General features: G+C 38.7%; 19 protein-coding genes and 1 other annotated feature. Of the genes, 4 read left to right on the top strand and 15 right to left on the bottom strand.

Annotation, left to right across the window (positions count from 1 at the left end):
• Positions 1–11: 11 nt before the first annotated feature.
• The 7 genes from J2Y67_RS19330 to J2Y67_RS19300 all read right to left on the bottom strand — a co-directional run bounded on the left by J2Y67_RS19330 (position 12) and on the right by J2Y67_RS19300 (position 7,965).
• The gene (locus J2Y67_RS19330; RefSeq protein ID WP_310176613.1) at positions 12–461 is read right to left on the bottom strand and encodes a type II secretion system protein; all 450 of its coding nucleotides are present in this window, start codon (positions 459–461) and stop codon (positions 12–14) included.
• Positions 462–566: 105 nt separating this feature from the next.
• A complete protein-coding gene (locus tag J2Y67_RS19325; protein ID WP_310176611.1) occupies positions 567–1,772 on the bottom strand; it encodes a type II secretion system F family protein in 1,206 nt (401 codons plus the stop codon).
• Position 1,773: 1 nt separating this feature from the next.
• A complete protein-coding gene (locus tag J2Y67_RS19320) occupies positions 1,774–2,814 on the bottom strand; it encodes a type IV pilus twitching motility protein PilT (RefSeq protein ID WP_310176610.1) in 1,041 nt (346 codons plus the stop codon).
• A gap of 11 nt (positions 2,815–2,825) precedes the next feature.
• Complete coding sequence (locus tag J2Y67_RS19315; RefSeq protein ID WP_310176608.1) at positions 2,826–4,487, bottom strand: GspE/PulE family protein; 1,662 nt, start codon at positions 4,485–4,487, stop codon at positions 2,826–2,828.
• Between the two features lie 21 nt (positions 4,488–4,508).
• Positions 4,509–5,888: a G5 domain-containing protein gene (locus J2Y67_RS19310; protein ID WP_310176605.1), complete on the bottom strand. Its 1,380-nt coding sequence runs from the start codon at positions 5,886–5,888 to the stop codon at positions 4,509–4,511.
• A gap of 18 nt (positions 5,889–5,906) precedes the next feature.
• Positions 5,907–6,701, bottom strand: coding sequence for a PRC-barrel domain-containing protein (locus tag J2Y67_RS19305; protein WP_310176603.1), 795 nt, complete (start codon positions 6,699–6,701; stop codon positions 5,907–5,909).
• A 64-nt stretch (positions 6,702–6,765) separates the two neighbouring features.
• Positions 6,766–7,965 (bottom strand): hypothetical protein, encoded by a 1,200-nt coding sequence (locus J2Y67_RS19300; protein WP_310176602.1) that lies wholly within the window; start codon positions 7,963–7,965, stop codon positions 6,766–6,768.
• 251 nt (positions 7,966–8,216) lie between these two features.
• Here J2Y67_RS19300 and J2Y67_RS19295 point away from each other — a divergent pair, with 251 nt between their 5' ends.
• The 3 genes from J2Y67_RS19295 to J2Y67_RS19285 are packed head-to-tail and all read left to right on the top strand — an operon-like array spanning position 8,217 to position 10,294.
• On the top strand, positions 8,217–8,645 hold the full coding sequence (locus J2Y67_RS19295; RefSeq protein ID WP_310176601.1) for a type IV pilus modification PilV family protein: 429 nt from the start codon (positions 8,217–8,219) through the stop codon (positions 8,643–8,645).
• 17 nt (positions 8,646–8,662) lie between these two features.
• On the top strand, positions 8,663–9,100 hold the full coding sequence (locus J2Y67_RS19290; protein ID WP_310176600.1) for a PulJ/GspJ family protein: 438 nt from the start codon (positions 8,663–8,665) through the stop codon (positions 9,098–9,100).
• Entirely contained in the window at positions 9,101–10,294 is a 1,194-nt protein-coding gene (locus J2Y67_RS19285) for an autotransporter outer membrane beta-barrel domain-containing protein (protein WP_310176599.1), read from the top strand.
• Between the two features lie 74 nt (positions 10,295–10,368).
• Here the strand turns inward: J2Y67_RS19285 and J2Y67_RS19280 are convergent, their stop codons facing one another.
• Both J2Y67_RS19280 and J2Y67_RS19275 read right to left on the bottom strand, forming a co-directional pair.
• On the bottom strand, positions 10,369–11,679 hold the full coding sequence (locus J2Y67_RS19280) for a bifunctional folylpolyglutamate synthase/dihydrofolate synthase (protein ID WP_310176596.1): 1,311 nt from the start codon (positions 11,677–11,679) through the stop codon (positions 10,369–10,371).
• Positions 11,680–11,739: 60 nt separating this feature from the next.
• Entirely contained in the window at positions 11,740–14,385 is a 2,646-nt protein-coding gene (locus J2Y67_RS19275; protein WP_310176594.1) for a valine--tRNA ligase, read from the bottom strand.
• A 62-nt stretch (positions 14,386–14,447) separates the two neighbouring features.
• Positions 14,448–14,680, bottom strand: a binding site (T-box leader).
• Between the two features lie 189 nt (positions 14,681–14,869).
• Here J2Y67_RS19275 and J2Y67_RS19270 point away from each other — a divergent pair.
• Positions 14,870–15,064 carry a hypothetical protein gene (locus J2Y67_RS19270; protein ID WP_310176592.1) on the top strand — a complete coding sequence of 65 codons (195 nt, stop codon included), beginning with the start codon at positions 14,870–14,872 and terminating at the stop codon, positions 15,062–15,064.
• An 18-nt stretch (positions 15,065–15,082) separates the two neighbouring features.
• Here J2Y67_RS19270 and ysxE read toward each other — a convergent pair whose 3' ends face one another.
• From ysxE to hemC, 6 genes are all read right to left on the bottom strand, one after another.
• Positions 15,083–16,132 (bottom strand): spore coat protein YsxE, encoded by a 1,050-nt coding sequence (gene ysxE, locus J2Y67_RS19265; RefSeq protein WP_310176590.1) that lies wholly within the window; start codon positions 16,130–16,132, stop codon positions 15,083–15,085.
• A gap of 77 nt (positions 16,133–16,209) precedes the next feature.
• Positions 16,210–17,250 (bottom strand): stage VI sporulation protein D, encoded by a 1,041-nt coding sequence (gene spoVID / locus J2Y67_RS19260; protein WP_396954107.1) that lies wholly within the window; start codon positions 17,248–17,250, stop codon positions 16,210–16,212.
• 356 nt (positions 17,251–17,606) lie between these two features.
• Positions 17,607–18,896 (bottom strand): glutamate-1-semialdehyde 2,1-aminomutase, encoded by a 1,290-nt coding sequence (gene hemL, locus J2Y67_RS19255; protein ID WP_310176586.1) that lies wholly within the window; start codon positions 18,894–18,896, stop codon positions 17,607–17,609.
• A 22-nt stretch (positions 18,897–18,918) separates the two neighbouring features.
• Positions 18,919–19,899: a porphobilinogen synthase gene (gene hemB / locus J2Y67_RS19250; protein ID WP_310176583.1), complete on the bottom strand. Its 981-nt coding sequence runs from the start codon at positions 19,897–19,899 to the stop codon at positions 18,919–18,921.
• Positions 19,900–20,676, bottom strand: coding sequence for a uroporphyrinogen-III synthase (locus tag J2Y67_RS19245; protein ID WP_310176581.1), 777 nt, complete (start codon positions 20,674–20,676; stop codon positions 19,900–19,902).
• Entirely contained in the window at positions 20,670–21,608 is a 939-nt protein-coding gene (gene hemC / locus J2Y67_RS19240) for a hydroxymethylbilane synthase (RefSeq protein WP_310176578.1), read from the bottom strand. Before hemC ends, J2Y67_RS19245 begins: the two co-directional genes overlap by 7 nt.
• Between the last annotated feature and the right edge of the window lie 12 nt (positions 21,609–21,620).

Below are 21,620 nucleotides of genomic sequence, written 5' to 3'. Positions count from 1 at the left end.
TCACTTAAAATTTAGCTCCCTTTTGTGGTCCCTGTAGCATTTATAGTTCTAGTTCCCTTATCTTTGTCAGCATTAATTGTTTGAATTGTAGCATTAGAAAACGTAATTGTTGTACTACCAGCTGTACCTGAACCGCTTAGTTTATACGTTGTAACCGTACCATCTGTAGCGACAGCAACAGTATATGTTGTTCCCAATTTCGAATCATCTACATATGATTTTAGGTCATCATATGTTAGAGGAGTTTTATCTGTACCATTAGCTGCTACATAGGTTTTTGCTGCATTTAAAATTGAGATGGCATCAGCTTTAATCGCATCTTCTTTCGACTTCTGTATAATCCCACCAATACTAGGAATAGCAATTGCCGCAATAATCCCCAAAATAACGATGACAGCTAAAAGTTCAATCAGTGTAAATCCCTTCTGATTTTTCAATCTTTGACCTAATTTTTGTATCATATTCATTCTCCTTTTTATGTAATTTGTCCTATAACTCTAGTCATTTGATACTATTATACTAGATAAAAATTATAAAAGATATTGTAGTTTTTTGCGTTTTTTTGTCTATTGAACATGGTTGAAAATATCAAACATTGGGACGATAATGGCGGTAACGATGGTCCCTACCAATCCTGCTAGAAATACAATCATGAGCGGTTCAATCAATGCTTTAAGACGATCAGTTGCACTTTCTACTTCTTTTTCATAGAAATCCGCCACTTTTGAAAGCATCGCATCAAGGGAACCAGATTGCTCACCAATAACAATCATTTGGGTCACAAGGGGTGGAAAGGCCCAGTGTTTTTTCATTGGATCGGTCAGCGATTTCCCTTGCTCTAATGAACGACGGGATTTTTCAATGACTCTCGCAATGACCTCATTCTCGACAATATTTTCAACGATCGATAAAGCCTGAAGAATCGGAACAGAACTGGCAAACAAGGAACTTAATGTCCTCGTCATCCTTGCTAAGGCGGCTTTTTGCAGCATTTTTCCGAAAATCGGCATTCTCAACATAAAATAATCCAGATAGTATTTGGTGTTTTTATTATTTCGCAGCATCATGATCGTTACAAAAATCGCCACAATCAGCAAAACCACCAACCACCAAAACGTTTGCATAAAACTGCTGGCATGCAAAACAAATTGAGTAATCGCCGGTAATTCACCGCCAAAATCCTTAAACATATCAACAAACGTCGGAACCACTTTCACAAGGAGGAAAATAACTACCCCTATGGCAACCAATGCAACAACAATCGGATAAGCAAGCGCAGAAACAATTTTCTGTTTTGTGTAATGCTGCTTTTCAAAATGGACAGCCAGTTTTTCCAGCGTCTCGTCCATATTTCCTCCTGCTTCGCCGGCCTTGATCATATTGACAAACATACTGGAAAAAACCTTTTTATGTTTTGCTGCTGCTGCAGATAATGGATTCCCATCCCGTAAATCTTGTTCCACCATTAATAACACTTTTTTTAGTGTCTTACTCTCTGTTTGCTGTGATAAAATAGCCGTTGCTTCGACAATCGGAACCCCAGCCCTTATTAAGGTTGAAAATTGTCGAAGATAAATCACAAAATCCTGCAATTTAACCGGGTTTCCTATTGATAGTTCTTTTGTCAGAAAGGTTTCAGGGACCTCATTGATTTCTAGTACTCTGATCCCTTTTTCTTTCAGCTGAAGCACGGCCTCCCGCTTAGAAGAAGCATTGATGACCCCTGACTTTTTCCCTTTTTTATCACGCCCATTGTATTTAAAACGTGCCATTTTATTGCACCTTTTCCTGTAAAAATGGTAAAACAGAATCTTTTGCGATTACACCTGAGTCCACCAATTCTTTAATATTTGTTTCAAGTGTGTGCATCCCTTGTGCCTTAGAGGTTTGCAATACATTTTCGATTTGGTGAATTTTTTCATTGCGAATCAGATTCGCGATTGCCGAGTTATTCACTAAAATTTCAGTTGCTGCTTTTCTTCCCTTTCGATCTGCCGTAGGAAATAGCCTTTGTGAAATAATTGATACCAAAACAGAGGCAAGCTGGATTCTTACTTGTGGCTGCTGTGATGGCGGAAAAACATCCAAAATACGATGAATCGTCGCCGGAGCACTGGACGTATGTAAGGTTCCTAGCACTAAATGACCAGTTTCAGCAGCCGTTATCGCCGTTTGAATTGTTTCTAAATCTCTCATTTCTCCAACAAGAATCACATCAGGATCTTGCCTTAGAGCTGCCCTTAAGCCGTTCGCAAAATTATTCGTATCAAAGCCCACTTCACGCTGGTCAATAATGCAGCTTCCGTGTTTATGCAAATATTCAATCGGATCTTCAAGGGTAATGACATGCTTTCTTTGTGTTTGATTCAAATAATGAATCAAAGATGCCAGTGTTGTTGACTTTCCGCTTCCGGTTGGACCGGTTACTAGGACTAAGCCATGTGGTCTTTCAGCCATTCTTTTGACAATAACCGGGAGCTCCAATTCTTCAATCGTTGGGATTCTTGTCGGAACCACTCTTATCGCCAAAGCAATACAATTTCGCTGAAAGTAGGCATTCACCCGAAATCTGGAAACTCCGGGAAGACTGTACGAAAAATCAAGTTCCCCTTTTCCCTTAAACTTTTCCCACATCTTTTCAGGTATAATGGCTTTTGCCATTCCTTCTGTATCAAGGGGGGCTAAAGGTTCCTTGCCATACCTCTTTAACTCTCCATTGATTCTCATGATTGGCGGAACCCCAACGGTCAAATGGAGATCGGATGCTTTTAATTCAAAACCGGCCTGAAGCAAAAGATCAATTTTATTGTTCATGATTTTATCTCCTAATCAGGAATTGCCACTCTTAATACTTCTTCTGTCGTAGTAATACCTTGCTTTACCTTTAGAAGACCATCATCAATTAAAAAGATTGTTTTGTTTTTCATTGCTAATTCCCTTAACTTTGAAAAAGTCTCGCCGTTCATGATGACTCGTTTCATCCTATCGTTCATGACCAATACTTCATGAATCGCAATCCGTCCTTTATATCCTGTCATATTACACGATGAACAGCCTCTTCCCCGCGTTACTTTTTCAATTTTCAAGCCTCTCTTAGCAAAAATTTCAATCTCTCTTTTTGTAGGCACTTGACTTTCCGCACAGTCGCGGCAAACCCGTCTCACCAGTCTTTGTGCGACAATCCCACTGATGGAGGATGCAACAAGAAATGGTTCAACTCCCATATCAATGAGACGAGTTATCGAGCCGAGGGAATCATTTGTATGCAATGTACTTAATACAAGATGTCCCGTTAAGGAAGCCCGAATCGCTACCTCGGCCGTTTCCTTATCTCGTATTTCTCCGACCATAATGATATTGGGATCTTGCCTTAGAATGGCCCTTAATCCTGCTGCAAATGTCATTCCCACATTGGAATTAACTTGTATCTGATTAATTCCTTCAAGCTGATATTCTACTGGATCTTCCACGGTGATGATATTTACTTCTTCATTATTTAACCGATTAAGTGCAGCATATAAGGTAGAGGATTTCCCAGATCCTGTTGGACCTGTAATCAGAAGAATTCCAGTTGGTTTTTCAATTAACTCTGTGAATCTATTCAAATTGAGTTTATTAAATCCAAGATTATTAATATCGTTTAATGCGAGACCTAAATCTAATAAACGCAAAACAATCTTCTCACCGTAAACAGTTGGTAATGTGGAAACACGCAAATCAACCGGATGGAAATCAAGATTTATTTTAAATCGGCCGTCTTGAGGGATACGATGTTCAGTGATATCCAAGCTCGCCATAATTTTAATTCTTGCGATAAGCACACTTTGCATATGCTTCGGCAGAGACCTTTCCGTTCTAAGAACACCATCAATTCGATAGCGAATAACTACTTTTGTATCCTGTGGATCGATATGGACATCACTTGCCTTCATGGTGACAGCATTGGTAAGGATTTGATTCACTAGCTTTACAATCGGAGAATCTTGGTCGATAATTTTTTCTTCTTCATCCTCATTTGAGGATCCCCTATCATGTAAAAGCTCCTTAAAGCCTTCATCCATATCATAGTATTTATTAATAGCACGAAGAATATCATCCTTTGTAGCAATGGCCGTTTCAATATGAAATCCAGTAGATAATCGCAAATCATCAACCGTGTAGAAATCCATTGGGTCAGCCATTGCAACCAGCAGCTTTTCACCATCTTTTTTTAATGGGATGATTAAATTTCGTTTGGCAACCTCTTTTGGAATTAGAGAAAAAAGGTTGGGATCAAAGGGATATCGATACAAACTAACATGCGGGATCCCTAGTTGAAACTCCAAAACCTCAATTAACTGCTGCTCTGTAATAAATCCTCTTTGAAGCAGAGCATCACCTAATTTTTGATTAGGATTTTTATCTTTTAACGCAGATTGAAGCTGTTCATCTGAAAGCAATCCTGCTTCAATCAATAAATCTCCAAGTCTTTTCCTTGTTGGAACCATGAAAATCCCTGCTTTTCTTTCTTATTTTGAAACTTCATTTTGATTTCCCCATAAATCACTTGAATTTGAGTTCGTTTCATTTTCATTATTTACTTTCGAAGATACTGTTTTGTCATTATTGCTTGTATCGTTCGGCGTCGATGATGAATCACTGGTAGTTTCATTTTCATTATTCGATGAAGTTCCACTTGAATTACTTCCATCTTGTTGATTCGCATCCGCTTCATTTGTTGTGGAATTAGAATCCTTCATCAATAAACTATGAATAATAACTTTATTTATAGGAGAATAGAAGTCTTCTGATAAGAGAGTATTCTTAATTGGTTCCCCGGTCTCGTCCAATTGTTCGCAGTAGGTTTTAATAATCAGTCCTTCTTTTCCATCCGTAACAACTTGTTCACTGTTAAATGGTAGTTTTGCATCAAATTGAATAATCGTCTTAGGCTGAAAAGTTTCCTTATCCTTTTGAACAATTTTATAGGTATATTCAAACTTTGGTCCATTTAAAGACACATAGAAAGTTTGGTCCATGATTTTGAAATTTAAAAAGAACTTCTCGTCATTAGAATTGGTGAAAACCAAATCCATATTTTTATTCGGGTCCACTTTTGCCTCAAAACCAGGTTCAGCATAACTAGGCAATTCTCTACTAATATGCCTTTCTGTAAATAGAAAATTAGTAGGCAAAATAACCTGATAAACAGCCGTTGCAATCCTACTTAATGTTTTAGCAGAATAAGTGGTGATTTTTCGATCCTCTAGTGTTTTTGTTAATGAAAAAGATGATCCGGGTTTAATCTCAAGCTGTGGAAATTGTTTTACCCAATTAGCCAATTCATCACCATTATTGCCGAGTGAAATGCTTGTCTCAGAAAGCAGATCATTTTTTTCTTTTTTAAGCAGATATTGATCCATTTGAATCGTGTGATTCCCTGATTCAAGTAGAGATGCATAGCTCAATAAATTCTTTTTAACGGCTTTCGTATCAATCGCATGATTCTTTACAAGATTCGAAGAAAGTTCGCTTAGAAAAGTATTTAATTTATCCTCATCTATTTGAACAAGCAATTCAGTCTGTTTCGCTGATTTTGCTGATTCAACCGATTGTTCCAATTGAAAATCAAAAATATCCAAATTTAATTTTATTGTTTTCTCTCTGTATGCAACTTTAATAGATGTACTTTTTTCCCAATTCTTTTGTTTACTCTTTAACAACGATATTGCCTTATCTTGGGTTAGCCCGGAGATATCAATAGAGGCAATCCTTGTATTCGTATCAAAGGAACTGGAATTCGCCAAAAAATGAGTAAAGGCCAATGCCCCGAAGTTGGAAAAAGAAAACATATAGCCCGTGCAAAGGATCATGGCAAAAAAAAGCTTTATTTCTTTAGGATATCTCATTTTGAGCTCTCCTCAAATTTAAGCTTCCACATTGATCGATAATTCAACAAGAAAACTAGGGCCAGCTTCTTGAGCCTTCATGATATCCTCTGATGTTAATACCGTACCTTCTTTTATTAATATATTTCCATCTGCATCAAGGATATCTTTTAAAAGCGTTTTGCCCTTTAAAATTTCGATTTGTTTTTCCTTTAGAGCCTGCATTTCTAATTCTTCATCTTGGTGGTTGAAGGAAATGGCAACCTCGTCTAATAAATCATTGCCAGTCTTTGTTTCTGGCTCTATTTTTTCAGGAATGATAGACGCATTCTGCGGATCTAATTCGGAAGTACTTTGAAGAAAATGAGAAGCGGATTCCTCTTTTACAATAATAATATCTTTTCCGTACGTAAGAACAAATTCAGCAGGCAGTGCAACTTGTTTTCCATCGACTGCAAGTTCCATCCCAAGGATATCTCCGGTATTTTCATCCACAAAATACTCCTTAACTTCCCCGAGAAGTTCTCCCTTTCGTGTCATCACTTTTGTATTCATAATTTTTATCTTTTTATTCACAAGTTGACTGGTAATCGGGATTTCATTCAAGTCAATGATGGCATTTTCATGATCGACCGTTACAGCATATTCTCCAATACCAATTACCTTCTTAAAAGGGATTGCTTTAATGCTGACTTGCCAATCTTCATTGTCAATCGTTAAAAAGTCTATGGAGCCTTTCTCCGGGTTAATGACTAATGATTTTACTTTTCCTATTTGTACACCATCTGCAATACTGATAATTGGTAACCCTGTAATCTGAGAACTATTCTTCATTCGATTCACCACACCTAAAGTTTAATTTTCATGTTTTCCATTATAGAGTAAACTCCACAAATTTTTATAACAAATTTCGATATTTTTCTTCCTTGATGGATTTTAAAAATTGTATCTCCTGTAATAAAACTGGATGATTTGTAACTTTTTCCTCAAGTTGAGTTAAAAAAGCAGCTAATTTTTCAAACTGTCTTTTCGAAATATAATGATGGACTAAAAGAGTCGCAAACGTGTAATATTCGTAAATGGGCAATTCAGGATGTAAATATTCTTTCAGGAGCTGCTCATACTTCTTAGAATCGATGAGTTTTCTTGTCAGTTGAATCTGTGAAATCATCGTATTAAATAATTGCTTTTGCAGTTGTTCCTTCTCAATATCATGTTTTAATTGTTTATTAGTTTCTGAAATTTCCTCATCTATATTTTCCCAATGATCACATAAATTATGTGCATCGTCCTCTGGTACTATCCCTATTTCTTCTAACTTCTCCAATTCATTATCATTATTTAAATCTGATTGTTCAAGTGGATCATGCAAAAGGATTTCTTCCATCATAACAGGCTGCTCTGTAGCAAATAGGGTTTCATTTTCGTCATCAGATTTACTCGAAACATCATCGCCTAAAATCATTTGTTCGAGATCAGCCAAATAATGATTTTCCAGCGCCTCTTCTTCCTCTATTGGTTCATCGATCAGCTTGTTTTCATTCTGATTTTCAAAAAAAGTGAGGTTCATTCCATCTAATGTTAAATCCTCCATAACCTCCTGGATTTCCTCGTTTTGTTCTTCTTCCTCAAGCATTTCAATGGTCTCATCCAGGATATAGTCCTCGTCGTTTAATGGATCATCCATTTTCTCATACGGTGTAAGCTCCTCAATCATTTCCTCATGTTGAGCTTGTATGAATAACTCCTTTTTCTCTACTTCTTCATCCCTTTGTTCTGATAGTATGTTTTCCTCTTCCACATGTAACGATTGGTATTCATTTTCTCCCGTTATGGAAATACTTTCTCCATCAGCAAAAAACAAATCAAACCATTTTCTTTTTGAAATCATTAATGTCGAGAGGATTACCAACAAAAATAAAATTAAAATGATCTGCCAAGTTTCAAAGATCGCTTTGCAAAGCAACCCGACAAAGGAAAAAACACAAGAAAATCCTAGTATATATAATTTACCTTTCTTGGTGATTCCCAAGTCTAATAAGAAAAAAACCGGGGCAAATATGAGAATAGATAATAGTACAAAAATATATGAATTCATAGATTCACCCCTTTTAATAGTACAAAAGAATTATATATCCAACAAGATTTTATTTTTTTCATTGTTTTTTGTCAATTTTCGCTATAACTAGACAATTATTGATTCTAAAGTATTGTATAATATAATTAATTTTTTTGAAAGAAGAGAGACAAAGTGTACATAAAAAAAATTATAAATAGTTCAAACGGTCTAACTCCACTTGAATTATTATAAATTCCGTAAATTTTGTTCCTGAAGGGAATGAATAGAATATGTGTTTTGATAAAAATCAAAAGGGTTTAACTTTAGTTGAGGTTTTAGTTTCTGTTGTCATTTTATCGATTATTTTATTATCAATTATGAAGCTTTTTCCACAAATGGTTTTCATGAATATACAAAACTTAAATAAATCTCAAGCAATTAATACAGCTAAACAAGTGTTGGTAACATGGCAAAATTCGAATGATGTTAAAAATTATCTTGATGATAATACAACTGGGAGTTTACCTGGCTTATATAATGATGACGGTACCTATTACTATTGTGAAACTAGTGAAGGAAGCTTTTCAGCGAATATTAAAATTAAGAAAGCATCTGATCTTTCTACAGGGCCTATTGAAGAACATTTTATTCAAGTAAGCCTTATAAATGATAAAGGTATAAAAGTTTCGGAAACTTTTGGATATATCAAAGTTGATTAGGTAGGGGGGATGATTCTTTGATTCGCGATGAACGTGGTTTAACACTTATTGAACTTTTAGCTACCATTACCATCCTTTCTATTATTGGAATAGTAATTTGGAATGTTTTTATTCAAGGAAATAAAGTCTCCCAAAAATCTATGTCAAAGAATTCAATGGTGCAAGAGGCAAATCTAGTAATCACCAATTTGACGAGGATATTCCAAACATCTAAACAATTTCAATTAACTTCTTTAAATTGTCAATTAAGTGTGACTTTTACTAATCAAGACAATACAGTACATACTCAAGTGTTTGAGAATGATCAAATGTGTTTTTCAGCAACTAACATCAGTTCAATAAATCCAGGGGAGACAGATGTAAATTTTAGTATTACAGTATCAGGCCGAAAAGACATAAATAACCAAGTGACAATATCATCATTACTCTATCGATTAAAGGATGGTGATGTTTAGGTGAAGAATGAGAAAGGATATGCACTCGTTACTGTACTTCTGATTATTTCTATTTTCATGGTTCTTTTTCTATCATTTATGGGCCAATCTTTTAATACAGTAAAACAAACACAAGTTGTTGAGAAGAAATCAAAATCAGTTGCTTTAGCTGAAATGGGCATCTCCTATTATCAAACTGCTGTTCAAAATATTTATGAAGCAAATAAACAAAATGTTTACAATCAAGTAAAGGCAAAAATTGATTCGGATCGCCAAAATAATAATTTACAATCTGCCGATTCCTATGCTATGCAAGGTGTTAATTTGATGAAAACGGCAATTAGTTCTGAATTAAATACTTTACAAAATTCCGTTACCATTGATGGAAATCCTAATGATTCATTTACTTTGACTAATAAAAATTTCTATACAGATACAACCAATAAAAAAATCCAACTTACTGTAAGTGGAAATGATAATGGCAAAATTACGACACTTAGTACCGAATTGAGCTTTGAACTAACTATAAGTGGTTTAAATTTTGGAGGCAGCGGGACAACAAACACAAATACACTTCCCACTTTTAACTTAATTCAAGAGCCAACTAATATTTCCACTACTTGTAAGAATCCTGTTTCTATTGTCTCGATTAAAGATTCATGCTCACAAATATTAATTGATACAGCTAAAACTTATAATGAAAATATCAATGGAATTTCAAATAATACGATTTTTTCATCAGCTGCAACAGGTATATTATTTATAGATGGAAATGCGAACAACATGAATAAAATGAAAATCCATGCTGAAAAAGATTTTCGGTTAGGAAAAAATGCAAATAATGCTTCTGCTTTAACCTTGGAATCAAAAGGCTCCGCAACTTTTGATAGCCAGTATCGAGTAGATACAGGGTCAAAAATCTATGTACAGGGGGACTTAACTGTATATGGACATTTCGAACTTGCTGGTAATTCTATTGCCTATATTGGAGGTAATGCTTATATTGGAGGAAAATTAAAAATAAATAGCGGTTCCACATTATGTGTTGTAGGAAGTTTAACAGTTGCAAAAAAACAAACAATTACCGGAGAATTAATTCAAAAAAGCAAAGTTTCAGATGAAGTATTTAAACAAAAATGTGGAATCCCTTCAATACCGCCTGTAACCATTTTCTGGGGAGACAAGTTAGAAAGTAATGTAAATTACAATTATTAAACATTAATTAAAAATTGTCCTTCAAGCTTTCATTTTGAAGGACAATTTTTTGTACTAGATATTATTTTAAAGATTTAAATATTTATCAGGTGATTGATTAAAATCGGTTTTGCCTCTGAAATAAAATACAGTGAGCCAGTTACCACTAACATGCCGTTTGGTTCAAGCTGTTGGATAACATCTTTTAAATAAGCCCTCCAATTTTCCACTATTTCCTTATTTTCGGATTGGCTTTTTTCATATAAATCATGGGCAGTTGCTGCACGCGGATAATCGAAGGAAACGAAGGAAATCTGGTTTGCCACTTGGTCAAGCTGTTCAATCATTTTATCAAATTTCTTATCCTTTAAGGCAGCAAAGACAATGTGTATATTTCGGTCACTATAACGGTTTTTGAGCTCGCTAACAAGTGTGGCGATTCCTTCATCATTATGTGCACCGTCAATGATTACCAGCGGCTTTTCTGAAACAATTTCAAATCTCCCCGGCCAGTAGGCGTTTTTTAGCCCCTCTCTGATGGACTGTTCTGAGATTGATAATGTGCCTGTTTGATTTAAAAATTGGATTGCTGTAATGGCAACTGCCGCATTTTCCGTTTGGTGTTTGCCAATCAAACTAATTTCAAGCTGCTCTAATGAACCAAAGGAATTTTTCAAAGAAAAAATTTCTCCATTTGAAACCGGCTCATGACCGCTGATGGTAAATTCCTGACCGAAACGGTAAATGTGCGCATCCTTTTGATTCGCCTGTTCGTTTATTACTTTTAATGCTCCTGGATGTTGAACAGCAGTAAAAATAGGTGTTTGCTTTTTAATAATACCAGCCTTTTCAAAAGCAATTTTTTCATAAGTATCGCCTAAAATATTGGTATGGTCGAGCCCGATATTTGTAATAATTGATGCAATTGGCTTAATGATATTTGTTGAATCAAAACGACCGCCCAACCCTACTTCATAAAGAACAATATCTACAGGATTCATTTCAGCAAAATAATAGAAAGACATTGCCGTAATCACTTCAAACTCTGTAGGACCGCCAAGCTCAGTTTCTTCTAATTCATCGGCAAGCGGGCGGATTACATTCGCAAGCTGCAATAATTCATCATCGCTGATTGCTTTTCCATTGATGCTGATCCGTTCATTAAACTGCTCAATATAAGGAGATGTAAAAGTTCCCACTTTGTACCCCTGTTCTTGCAGCATGGAACGCAAAAAGGTGACCGTCGAGCCTTTACCGTTCGTCCCGCCAATATGAATCGCTTTTAATTTATTTTCTGGAGACCTTAGCTTGTCCATCATCCATTCCATTCTTTTTAAACCGGGCTTGATTCCCAGTCTTAACCTTGCATGGATCCAGTCAAGGGCTTCTTGATAGGTTACAAACATTTTAGACACCCCGTTTTTGTTATATAAAAGACGAATCCAGGGACGGATTCGTCTTATCTATTATAATCCTTTTAGTTCATTTAATCTCGCTTCGACAACTGCTCTCTTTTCAAGATAATCCTGTTCTTTTGCTTTTTCTTCGGCAATGACATTTTCAGGAGCTTTTTTGATAAAGCCTTCATTGCTTAATTTCTTTTGAACTCGTTCCACTTCTTTTGTAAATTTGTCGAATTCTTTTTGTAGGCGGGCAATTTCTTCCTCGATATTGATTAAGCCTTCAAGCGGAAGAATGATTTCTAAACCAGTAATAACCGCTGTCATCGCTTTATCCGGTGTTTCGATGTCAATTCCCATTTGCAGTTCTTCAGGATTACAGAACCGTTCAATGTAAGCACGATTTTTTTCAAGCGCTTTAAGAATTGAATCGTCCTTTGCTTTTACGAGCATTTTAATCTTTTTGCTCATTGGAGTATTCACTTCAGCGCGAATATTCCGTACTGAGCGGATCATTTCCACTAACATTTTCATCTCTTGGGCAGCTTCCTCGTCTGTAAACGCAGGGTTTACCTCCGGCCATTGAGCAGTTGTAATCGAATCACCACTGTGAGGAAGGTTCTGCCAAATCTCTTCCGTGATAAATGGCATAAACGGATGTAGTAAACGCATCGTTTGGTCCAATACATAAGCAAGAATGGAGCGAGTTGTTTTCTTTGCCGCTTCGTCTTCCCCATATAAAGGAAGCTTCGCCATTTCAATATACCAATCACAGAAGTCATCCCAAATGAAATTGTATAGGGCACGGCCTACTTCACCAAATTCATAACGGGCAGAAAGTCTAGTTACCGTCTCAATTGTTTCATTTAATCTGGTTAAAATCCATTTGTCTGCAACTGATTTTTCCCCGCTAAAATCAATTTCCTCGTATTTGAGACCATCCATGTTCATTAATGCAAAGCGGGAAGCATTCCAAATTTTATTGGCAAAGTTCCAGGTCGCTTCCACTTTTTCGGTGCTATAACGTAAGTCCTGACCTGGTGAGCTTCCCGTTGATAGGAAATAACGAAGTGAATCGGCACCATATTGGTCAATGACATCCATCGGGTCAACGCCGTTTCCTAGAGACTTACTCATCTTGCGTCCTTGCGCATCACGAACGAGCCCGTGAATTAATACATCTTTAAATGGACGCTCGCCTGTGAATTCAATGCTTTGGAAAATCATTCTGGATACCCAGAAGAAAATAATATCATAGCCGGTTACCAATACGTCTGTCGGGAAATAACGTTTAAAATCCGCGGCTTCTAAATCAGGCCAGCCCATTGTTGAGAAAGGCCATAGTGCGGAACTAAACCAGGTATCAAGAACATCATTATCCTGTTCCCAATTCTCAATATCAGCTGGCGGCTCATGGTCAACGTAAACTTCACCTGTTTCCTTATGGTACCAAGCAGGAATGCGGTGACCCCACCAAAGCTGTCTGGAGATACACCAGTCCCGAATGTTTTCCATCCAGTTCATATACGTTTTTTCAAAACGGTCTGGAACAAAGTTAACTTTGTTTTCCTTGCTTTGAAGCGCAATTGCCTCATCCGCAAGTGGCTGCATTTTTACAAACCATTGGGTTGAAAGATAGGGTTCAACAACTGCACCGCTTCGTTCTGAATGGCCAACAGAATGAAGATGGTCTTCAATTTTGAAAAGAACGCCCTGTTCTTGAAGATCCTTAACAATCTGCTTACGACATTCAAAGCGGTCTTGACCTTGATACTTGCCTGCATTAGCATTCATTGTACCATCTTCGTTCATTACAAGAATTCGTTCAAGATTATGACGGTTGCCAATTTCAAAGTCGTTCGGATCATGTGCAGGGGTAATTTTTACAGCCCCTGAACCGAATTCCATCTCAACATAGTCATCGCCAACGATTGGAATCTCACGACCGGTGATTGGCAGGATGACCGTTTTACCGATTAAATGCTTGTAACGGTCATCTTTCGGATGAACGGCAACCGCTGTATCTCCAAGCATGGTTTCCGGGCGGGTAGTTGCGATTTCGATATGTCCAGAGCCATCGGCTAGTGGATATCTCATATGATAAAATGCACCTTGAACATCTTTATAAATAACTTCAATATCGGAAAGTGCCGTTTTTGTGGACGGATCCCAGTTGATAATATATTCACCGCGATAAATTAAGCCTTTTTTATAAAGGGTTACGAAAACTTCACGAACCGCAGCAGATAAACCTTCATCAAGGGTAAAACGTTCCCGGCTGTAATCTAAACCCAGGCCTAATTTTGACCATTGCTGACGGATATGAGAAGCATATTCTTCCTTCCACTTCCAAGTTTCTTCGACAAAAGCTTCACGGCCTAAATCATAACGGCTTTTGCCTTCTTCACGAAGTTTTGCTTCTACCTTCGCTTGAGTGGCAATCCCAGCATGGTCCATTCCCGGTAACCAGAGAACATCGTAGCCTTGCATCCGTTTCATCCGGGTAAGGATATCTTGCAGGGTTGTATCCCACGCATGACCTAAATGAAGCTTTCCTGTTACGTTTGGTGGAGGAATAACGATCGTATACGGTTGTTTCCCTTCATCGTCCTTCGCTTCAAAAAATTTACCTTTCAGCCACCAATCATAACGACCTTGTTCAATCGATTGCGGTTCGTATTTGGTCGGCATCGTAATTTCTTTCGTTTCCATCTAAATTTGCCTCCTTTGTTTATCTGCATTGTACCGAAAAAAATAAAAAACTCCATTCGTCATAAAAGGACGAATGGAGTTTGCTTCGCGGTACCACCTTTTTTCCAATCAAAAGATGATTGGCTCTTCATCAGATAACGGATTTCATCCGTCTTCCACTAATAGGATATAGCTATCCTTTCGCAGAAGAAGCTCAAGGGCGACCTTCCGAAGTGCTGCTTAGGAAATCTTCCAGCTACTGATTTCCCTCTCTAAAAGCAGGATGCATCGTACTCTTCCCTGTCAATGCTAATGCATTTTAAATTATATTGTTATACTACCCAAAATAGGGTGATGACGTCAATAATGATTGCCTATTTTTTAAAATTTTATACTTCCTTGAACTTTTTCAGGCTTTAGAAGAATTTTAGTGTTTTTTTGGGGAATTTGAACGGGGGCAAGAATATACATAAAGAAATGTCATTTAAAAAGGGAGGCCTACTCGTTGCGAAGGAGAAGATTCAACAAATTCACTTACCATCCCTGGTTTCGAACTTGCCGTAGAATCGCTGCGCAATTTATTGTTCCGTTTATTATTTTTCAATTTATTCGTACGTTGTTTTTACCGACAGTCTTTGATGTTTTGCTCTTGTCATTTTTTATCGTTATCGGTCTTTCATTACTCTTTGAAGTTATTTAAGGAGCCCTTGTAGCATGATTATTGCTGCTGGGCTCCTTCTTTTGCTTGTTGCTGTTGCTGCTGTTTCTGATTATCTATTTCCACCATTCTTGAAACGACATACTCAGAGTTTTTCAAATGCCAGTAGCGGCGCTGAAGCTGCCGGACAAACTTTAATTCACTTTTTGCACCCTGTCTTCGGTAATAGCCTTCCACACACTGGATCATCGGAATCGGATAAGCTAAATAGCTATAAAATAATAATTTCTCATCCTGCTTAAAAGGAAAATATTTAAAATAATGCTGAACCAACTCAATTGAATCATCATTTCGTTTTGGGAGGGTATCTAATGACCTTGATAGGTATGGCAGCATGTCATGGATGGGTGAGCCATAACGGGCATTTTCAAAATTGATAAAATGACCGTATCCCCTGTCATCATACAGAAAATGTTCTGATGATAATTTCCCATGAGTAATGACCATCCTGGCTTTTTCACTGTCCTTCGTATTTTCATACCATTCCTCAAATTTATCCTTTGAAAAACGTAATGCCATGCTAATTTCGTTGTAATACAGGCAATACAATAATTCAAACGGCGACATATACGTCTTATTTTCGCACTCTTCAATGAATCCTTCGAGAAATTCCTGATGTTTTTCCAGTTGCTGAACGGTCTTTTCGTAATGCTCAGTTCGTTCTTCCTTGCTCACATCTGTTTCTTTTGCCGATAATGTGTGAAGCCTGGCAAGTTCACGGAATAATTGCTGACTCCGATGCTGCCGGTCCTCTTTTAGTTCATTCGGCATCCATGGCATCAAATAGTACAGCTCATTGTCATGAAGGACAGCATACCTGCCATCCATGGTTGGATAAATGGGAACGATACGGTTAAAGCCTTTTTGGTATAAAAGATGGACATGGCGGATAAAATCTGTTCCTGTTGTAGGAGTGATTTTTTTAAGGGCAAACGTTCCTTTATTTGAATAGACTTTCAGGACACTGCCGAAATCTTCTACAAAATAAGGCTTAACCTGATAATTTTCAAGAATGGGAGAAAGCCTCTCAAACCAATTCGAGTCATTCATGGTACTCAACTCTCTTTGTTTTACGGATTTTACAACAAGGTGAGCGGGTATAAAACCCGCTCATCTGTTTAATTTATCTAATATTTTTGGGCCAATCCAACCGGAATATATAATACCTGCCCTTCGTATACATCCTGACTCACTTCAAGGTGGTTGACACGCAAGAGATTTTGAACGGTTACATCATAACGATCCGCAAGGCTTTCGATTGTCTCTCCCTTTTGAACAATACAAACCTTGAGTTTGGCTTGTTCTGCCCCATCTTCCTTACGTGCAAAAAACTCTGTTAAAGTCATACTTTTCTTTTTGGCAGCTTTTTTCTTCTTCACCTGCTTTGGAGCTTGCTCTGACGAAGAGGAGCTTTCCTCGATGATGGTTGCATCTTCTTCAACATAAACATTTTCCGCCTGAACTTCCGCGATTTCTTCGACCACTTCAAACGGATGGTTCCCTTCACTGCGCGACTCTTGGATGCTCCAGGATGGCTGATATTGCTCTACCGACTCGAATTCCTGCGCCTGGTAAGAGAAGTTCGGGAACTGTGGAAATACATCCTGTTTCTCTTCTTCTTCACGAGGCTTTCTAGCTTCTGTTTCGAATAAGAAGGATTCTGCATATGGATTTGCCTGAACCGGCTGTTGGTACACTTCTTCTTCATTCTCGTTCTCATGTTGAGATCGGTGAAGAACTTCTAACTCAGACTGCTGCTCTTCGATTTGCACTTCAAGCTGTTCTTCATTGCCATATAAGCCGCTAATCGTCAGCTCGGCTGATAGTTTAAGACAGCTTCGCTCTGGCAGGGAATAGTCGAAGGATTCGACAAGGACGTCAATGTCATAGATGCTTTGAATCCGATTGTTTGGAATGGTTATGTCCACCGGAAAACGGTGCGAAAATTGGCAAACACCTTCGTCCTGTTCATCTACCCTTTCCACATACTTTTGGCTGGCAGCTTGATCTGATTCACTTGCATCACTCTCTTCAAAACTTTTATATTCGCCGGTTAATTCCAACGAACCACGGATGGTTACGTATTGATCATTTTCCTGGATGGTAATATCCGGGTCTAGGGAAATCGATACAAGTTCTGCGACTTCCTGTCCCTTTCTAAACCACAAAGATTCCTCCAAGGAAAATCGTAGGCTCGATTGATTCTCCTGAGACAAAGCGACTCCTCCTTTCGTTTCCTTCACGCAAAATCACTATGTCACTTACACTCTATGAGGGATGATTTTTAAATATGATAAAAAGCTGTTGCTGCTCGGGAAAAGTTTGTTGTTTTTTAATTTAAATGCAAGATTGATTTTTTTCGATTCGCGGATAAATGGCTTAGATTCGCGGATAAACTTCAATAAGTCGGTAAAAAAGGGTAACTTTACACTCCACTATATTTTTTAGACCATTCATTTGATTAAATAATTATTGTAAAACCAAAAAACACCCACCAATGAAAAAGGTGAGTGTTCTCAAATAACTATTTTCTAAGCTTCGAAAAAGCATTTTCCGCTGCTTGGATGGTCTTTTGAATATCTTCATCAGAATGTTCTGTGGATAGGAATAATCCTTCAAACTGAGACGGTGGGACGAAGATCCCTTGATCCGCCATTTGACGGAAATATTCCGCAAAGAATTCAAGATTCGAATGTTTAGCTGTTTCATAATTGATCACATCTTCATTCGTAAAGAAGAAGCCAATCATGGAACCGGCGCGGTTAAAGGTAATTGGAATATCATATTTTTCTGCAGCTGCTTTAAAACCTTTTTCAAGCAGGTCGCCTTTGCGGATAAACTCTTCATAGTGCTCTGGCGTTAACTGGTTCAATGTTGCAAAGCCGGCTGTCATTGCAAGCGGATTTCCGGACAATGTTCCAGCTTGATAAATCGAACCGCTTGGCGCAATCCGTTCCATGATCTCCGCTTTACCGCCATAAGCCCCAACCGGAAGCCCGCCACCAATTACTTTACCAAGAGTCGTTAAATCAGGAGTAATATTAAAGTAACCTTGCGCACAATTATAGCCCACACGGAAGCCTGTCATAACTTCATCAAAAATTAATAGTGCACCGTATTGAGTGGTAATCTCGCGGAGCCCTTCTAAGAACCCTGGCTGAGGCGGTACAAGTCCCATATTTCCGGCAACAGGCTCAACAATAATACAAGCAATATCCTCGCCAAATTGCTCAAATGCGTAGCGTACGCCTTCAAGGTCATTATACTGAACCGTCACCGTATTTTTGGCAATGCCCTCAGGTACCCCTGGGCTGTCAGGCAAACCAAGAGTAGCAACACCGGAGCCGGCTTTAATCAATAAAGAATCTCCGTGGCCATGATAGCAACCCTCAAATTTTAAAATCTTGTCACGACCAGTATAGCCGCGAGCTAATCGTAAAGCACTCATCGTTGCTTCTGTTCCAGAATTAACCATCCGGACGATTTCAATCGAAGGTACACGTTCTTTCACAAGCTGAGCTAATTGATTTTCCAATAATGTTGGAGCGCCAAAGCTTGTACCCATTTCTGCTTGTTTTTTCAAAGACTCGACCACTTGATCGTTTGAGTGGCCAAGAATGAGCGGCCCCCATGATAACACATAATCAATGTACTCATTTCCATCAATATCATATACTTTTGAACCCTTGCCCCGCTCCATAAAGATTGGGTCCATATTGACCGATTTAAAGGCGCGCACAGGGCTGTTTACGCCTCCGGGCATGAGCGTTTGGGCTTCTTTAAAGGCTTCAACCGATTTTGTATACGAACGCATTGCAATCCCTCATTTCAAGTGATTATTCTTCTTCTTTTAACCAGCGAATCGCGTCTTTTGCTGCATAAGTAATAATTAAGTCAGCGCCTGCACGCTTCATGCCGTATAACATTTCAAGAACAGTCTTTTTCTCGTCAATCCAGCCGTTTAATGCTGCTGCTTTAATCATCGAATACTCGCCGCTGACATTGTAAACCACAACAGGCAGATTGAAATTATTTTTTATATCACGAACAATATCAAGGTATGGCATACCAGGCTTCACAATTAAGAAATCGGCGCCTTCAGCCACATCGGATTCTGCTTCTCTAAACGCTTCCATGCGGTTTGCCGGATCCATTTGATAGGTTTTACGGTCGCCAAATTGCGGTGCACCCTCCGCCGCTTCACGGAAAGGTCCGTAGAATGCTGAAGCGTACTTAACCGCATAAGACATGATTGGAATCTCAGTAAAACCTGCTTCATCCAAACCGACACGAATCGCTGCCACAAATCCGTCCATCATGTTGGAAGGTGCAATAATGTCCGCTCCGGCCTTAGCTTGGGCTACCGCTGTTTTCACAAGTAAGTCGAGCGATTGATCATTAAGGATTTTTTCCCCTTCGACTACACCACAGTGACCGTGGCTGGTGTATTCGCACAAGCATGTATCTGCAACAACGAGGACATCAGGGTACTTTTCTTTAATAAAGCGAGTTGCTTCTTGCACAATTCCATGATCATGGAATGCTTGCGTACCGCACTCATCTTTTTCAGCCGGAATCCCGAACAATAGAACCGCTTTTATGCCATGAGCTACAATGTCTTCCATTTCCGCTTGAAGATTATCCATTGACACCTGGAATACACCTGGCATCGAAGAAACCTCTTTGCGAATGTTTTCCCCTTCATAAATAAACAGCGGATAAATAAAGTCCTCCGCTTTTAAGTGATTTTCTCTCACAAGCGCGCGCATGCTCGCATTTGAACGCAGGCGGCGGTGACGTGAAAATTGTAAATCCATTTATAACTCCTCCCTCTCTAAAAACAAAATTGTCTTATTAATCATTTCCTGTACCGTATACTCTACCGGAGAGACATGGACCGTCAATCCATACGAAAGCAATTTTTTCTCGGTAACAGGGCCAATACAGCCAATTATGCAGCCCGTTAAATTCGATCTCAACCCAAAGTCATTAACGACACTCATAAAATTGTCCACGGTTGAGGGACTGGTAAATAATAATATATCCAGTTGTTTTTCCGAAAGTATCTTCGCTAATTTTGTTCGGTTCACTTCCGGCATGTACGTTTCATAAATGACAACTTCATCGACTAACGCACCCGCATTACTTAATGAGGCAGCAATATACTCTCTTGCCAGATTCCCTTTAGGAATCAGCACCTTCACACCTGGATGAATAACCGGCAAAAATTCTTCTACAAATTTTTCCGCTACAAAAGCTGTTGGGACAAACTCTGCCCTTAATCCTCTAGCCGCCAATCCCTCAGCGGTTTTTTTCCCAATCACCGCAATTTTCGGCAGGCTCCGCTTGACCGGCAAAAACGAGAAGAATGTTTCCACCGTCACATTGCTCGTAAAAATAATCCAGTCATATGTATCAAGCGCCTCCAAGCATTCTTGAAGGCGTTGATTGCTTTCTATCGGTTGAAAAGCAATCAGAGGGATTTCAACGGGAATCCCTCCATAGGTTTCGACAAGCTGTGAAAAAGATTTTGCTTGATTTTCACCCCTGGGAACAAGAACTTTTTTATCAAGCAAAGGGGATGATTTTAGCATTGACCCTCAAGCTCTCGTTTTACCCGGTCAATCAGGTCTTTTGCTCCTTTTTGAGTTAATAGGTCAGCAGCTTGAACCCCAAGCTCTTCCGGATTTTGCCCGCGGAGCTCTTCTTTGTATACTTCCCTTCCTTCAGGAGAAGCAACTAATACATTTAACACGATTTCATCTTGATCATATACTGTCGCAAAGCCGGCAATCGGCACCTGGCAGCCGCCCTCCATTTTTTGCAGGAAGGCACGCTCTGCGCGAACGGCAAGCTCTGTTTTTTTACAAGTAAATTTTTCAAATAATTCGAGTAGCTCATGATCATCTTCACGGCATTCGATTGATAAAGCTCCCTGACCAACAGCCGGGATGCATTTATCGGCATCTAAAAATTCCGTAACGGTCTCACTTGCCCAGCCAAGACGAGAAAGACCGGCTGCCGCTAAAATAATCGCGTCATATTCTTCTTCCTTCAGCTTGTTTAATCTTGTATCGACATTGCCGCGAATCCATTTAATTTCTAAATCAGGACGCTGGACTAAAAGCTGTGCACTGCGTCTTAAACTGCTCGTCCCAATAATCGCACCTGGTTTTAAATCGTTTAACTTAATATGGTCCCTGGAAATGAGCGCATCGCGATGGTCCTCACGGAAAGGAATGCAGCCAATCGTAAGACCTTCCGGCAGCACGGCAGGCATATCCTTCATGCTGTGTACGGCCATATCAATCTCTTTGTTTAGCATGGCCTGCTCGATTTCTTTTACAAATAACCCTTTTCCGCCAACCTTGGAAAGGGTAACATCCTGAATTTTATCACCCTTGGTCACGATCTCTTTTACCTCAAATTCAAAGGGTGCACCTAGCTTTTTAAGCTGGTCGATGACCCAATTGGTTTGAGTTAACGCCAGTTTGCTTCGTCTGGAACCTACGATAATTTTTCTCATGATTGCCTCCTA

Origin of the sequence: Neobacillus niacini (assembly GCF_031456445.1) — a bacterium.
Classification (GTDB): Bacteria; Bacillota; Bacilli; order Bacillales; family Cytobacillaceae; genus Neobacillus; species Neobacillus niacini_I.
The sequence above is the reverse complement of the archived record's forward strand: the minus strand, read 5'-3'. Positions and strand labels throughout refer to the sequence as shown.

Coding starts and splice junctions, on each gene's coding strand:
- hemC (WP_310176578.1), bottom strand. CDS start 21,608: ATGAGAAAAATTATCGTAGGTTCCAGACGAAGCAAACTGGCGTTAACT.
- J2Y67_RS19300 (WP_310176602.1), bottom strand. CDS start 7,965: ATGAATTCATATATTTTTGTACTATTATCTATTCTCATATTTGCCCCG.
- J2Y67_RS19295 (WP_310176601.1), top strand. CDS start 8,217: ATGTGTTTTGATAAAAATCAAAAGGGTTTAACTTTAGTTGAGGTTTTA.
- J2Y67_RS19245 (WP_310176581.1), bottom strand. CDS start 20,676: ATGCTAAAATCATCCCCTTTGCTTGATAAAAAAGTTCTTGTTCCCAGG.
- J2Y67_RS19330 (WP_310176613.1), bottom strand. CDS start 461: ATGATACAAAAATTAGGTCAAAGATTGAAAAATCAGAAGGGATTTACA.
- J2Y67_RS19320 (WP_310176610.1), bottom strand. CDS start 2,814: ATGAACAATAAAATTGATCTTTTGCTTCAGGCCGGTTTTGAATTAAAA.
- J2Y67_RS19305 (WP_310176603.1), bottom strand. CDS start 6,701: ATGAAGAATAGTTCTCAGATTACAGGGTTACCAATTATCAGTATTGCA.
- J2Y67_RS19315 (WP_310176608.1), bottom strand. CDS start 4,487: ATGGTTCCAACAAGGAAAAGACTTGGAGATTTATTGATTGAAGCAGGA.
- hemB (WP_310176583.1), bottom strand. CDS start 19,899: ATGGATTTACAATTTTCACGTCACCGCCGCCTGCGTTCAAATGCGAGC.
- J2Y67_RS19275 (WP_310176594.1), bottom strand. CDS start 14,385: ATGGAAACGAAAGAAATTACGATGCCGACCAAATACGAACCGCAATCG.
- J2Y67_RS19325 (WP_310176611.1), bottom strand. CDS start 1,772: ATGGCACGTTTTAAATACAATGGGCGTGATAAAAAAGGGAAAAAGTCA.
- ysxE (WP_310176590.1), bottom strand. CDS start 16,132: ATGAATGACTCGAATTGGTTTGAGAGGCTTTCTCCCATTCTTGAAAAT.
- J2Y67_RS19310 (WP_310176605.1), bottom strand. CDS start 5,888: ATGAGATATCCTAAAGAAATAAAGCTTTTTTTTGCCATGATCCTTTGC.
- hemL (WP_310176586.1), bottom strand. CDS start 18,896: ATGCGTTCGTATACAAAATCGGTTGAAGCCTTTAAAGAAGCCCAAACG.
- J2Y67_RS19280 (WP_310176596.1), bottom strand. CDS start 11,679: ATGTTTGTAACCTATCAAGAAGCCCTTGACTGGATCCATGCAAGGTTA.